The sequence below is a fragment of the Cognatilysobacter lacus genome, from assembly GCF_008274655.1.
In the GTDB taxonomy this organism is placed as follows: Bacteria; Pseudomonadota; Gammaproteobacteria; order Xanthomonadales; family Xanthomonadaceae; genus Cognatilysobacter; species Cognatilysobacter lacus.
This window is the reverse complement of record NZ_VTRV01000252.1, coordinates 1-1,993: the sequence shown is the minus strand read 5'-3', so window position 1 is coordinate 1,993 and position 1,993 is coordinate 1. Positions and strand designations below refer to the sequence as shown.

Annotated in this window: 2 protein-coding genes; both read right to left on the bottom strand. The window is 58.0% G+C overall.

Annotated elements, in window-relative coordinates:
- Positions 1-203 precede the first annotated feature (203 nt).
- Positions 204-569, bottom strand: a complete 366-nt coding sequence (locus tag FW784_RS13825; protein ID WP_149353904.1) for a hypothetical protein — start codon at positions 567-569, stop codon at positions 204-206.
- Positions 566-1,993, bottom strand: a 1,428-nt coding sequence (locus tag FW784_RS13820; RefSeq protein WP_149353903.1) for an RHS repeat-associated core domain-containing protein, incomplete at its 5' end; no start/stop codon positions are given. The genes FW784_RS13825 and FW784_RS13820, both read right to left, overlap by 4 nt.

Here is a 1,993-nt window from a genome sequence, read left to right as displayed (position 1 = left end):
GGCGGGACCCGAAGCTTCGCGTCCGTCCGGCCGACCTTCATAAGAACCAGCCGAAATTGAACCTGACCCCATTTTTCATCACGGACGCCAGTTGGAAATGGAACCTGACCCCATTTTTTGGTTCCGGTCTTGAGGCTAGAGGGATGTAATGGAACCTGACCCCATTCTTTCGCTGCAGCCCCCCCCTTTGCTTCAGTTGGCCGTCATCCCCTTGAAACCACGTCCGCGAAGGGTGAGGTAACCAGGCAAACGATCACGACGGCACTCAGCAACGAAATGGCGAGCAAAGTTGCAGCTATTTTGGCGCGCCTGACCCCTCCCCGCTGCCTGATAAAAATAGCGAGTGAAATGGCTAGGCCCGCTGCAGCAGCCAGATACAGCGCCAGCCCCGTGGAGCCAAAGCTAATTAGGTGAGGCGACAAGCCACCCGCTTTATAGCCCACGATGTACACATGATATAGCTGACCAAACGAGTACAGAAACTGCAGTGCGACACCCAGCGCGCATATAGCAGTGAACGCGACTGCGCTTGCCTTGACGAACGCCGATTTGGTGGTACGTGCGGTCATGGCATCACAACCAGTTGCCCATAATAAGTTACAGGCGTTCCAGCGGGCGACCCGTATCGAATCGGGTAAGGTCCGGAAATAAGCGATCGCCGAGCTGCATCGGTAATCGTAACTGTCCTTGTATTGTCAATAAGTGTCTGGATACTCTCGTACAGCCTCATGCTGTCTGAGTTCTTGTCAACCGTGATGCATCCTAGACTGTGCGTACCCGGGTGAAGTCTAAACGCGCCTCGTCCGGTCGCATTGTCGACATCATCAAATCGGGTGCCATCCTTCGGATCAAGCCGGTACCAACCGGGCCTTCTGGTTCCAAGAATATCGTACGTGCCGACGGGAATAGCCTGACCATTGGAATTGAATACGCCGTCTGTGGAAAAAGTTCCGCCTGTTTTCGCGTATGTGCTGTATTCATTCATCGGATCTGCCGTGTCGTAGGCCGAGATAACTCCTGCTGAAATCCAATAAGTCACACGAACGAATAGGCCGAACGGATCGGTGTAAACCAGCGGGCTCCCTTTGACCAGCGAAAAGGTGCTCACGCCGCCTCGCAGCCCAATAGGATCGCTCTGCGCGTACCGACCAGCAGATGCGTCAAAATCCCGAAAGTAGTTGTAGTTCAGCCCACTCCCACTATCGAACCTCTGCCCCGGAAACCGCATATCCAACACAAACGCCTTCCCATCCGCATCCGGATCTTGGATCGGATTGCTCTTGCCAAAGGCCTCGTTCTGCAGCGGCCACGACCACACCGCCTTCTGTCGCGTCGCATCGACAACCGCACGCGGCGTGCCCAGATGATCGGGCTCGACCTGATAAACCTGGTACGCCGTCGTCGAACCCGGGCTTAGCGCGTACACACCCACCGGCAGGTCGCCGAGCCAGATGAACTCCTGCTTGCGTGCACCGTTGACGTCGTACTCGCCGATCCAGTGCCCGGCTTCGTCGTACACCTCATACGTTTGGGCGGTCGACGTGGCCGCTGGGTAACGCCGAACCTGCTCGCCCTTGCCGTTGTAGGCATAGTTCATCGCAACGGTCGAACCGTTCTTGGCCACGTTCATGCGGCCGGTCACGTCGTACGTATAGGTCTTGGCCACGCCATTGACGGTGCCGGTGAGCATGTCGCCCATGGCGTCGTAGGTACGCGCCACAGTGCCGACCTGGGTCAGGCGGTGGCTGGTCGCCGGATACGTGTACGCCGTGGTACCCGTTGCGCTGGTGACCTTGGTGTCGCTCAGGCGGTTGCCGGTGGCGTCGTAGGCATAACCCTGCAGCAGTGTGTTGTTGGGATCGTTTGCCGCCGTGAGCCGGTTCAGCCCGTCGTAGCCGTAGCCGCGCAGCGGCACGGAGATATTCGGGTTGCTCGCGGTGTCGCCGAGCGAAGTCAGGTTGCCGACCTCGTCCCAGCCCAGCAGGTAATGCAG

What these genes read in the sequence shown, in the direction of transcription:
- FW784_RS13825 (WP_149353904.1), bottom strand. Translation starts at nt 569, where the DNA reads ATGACCGCACGTACCACCAAATCGGCGTTCGTCAAGGCAAGCGCAGTC.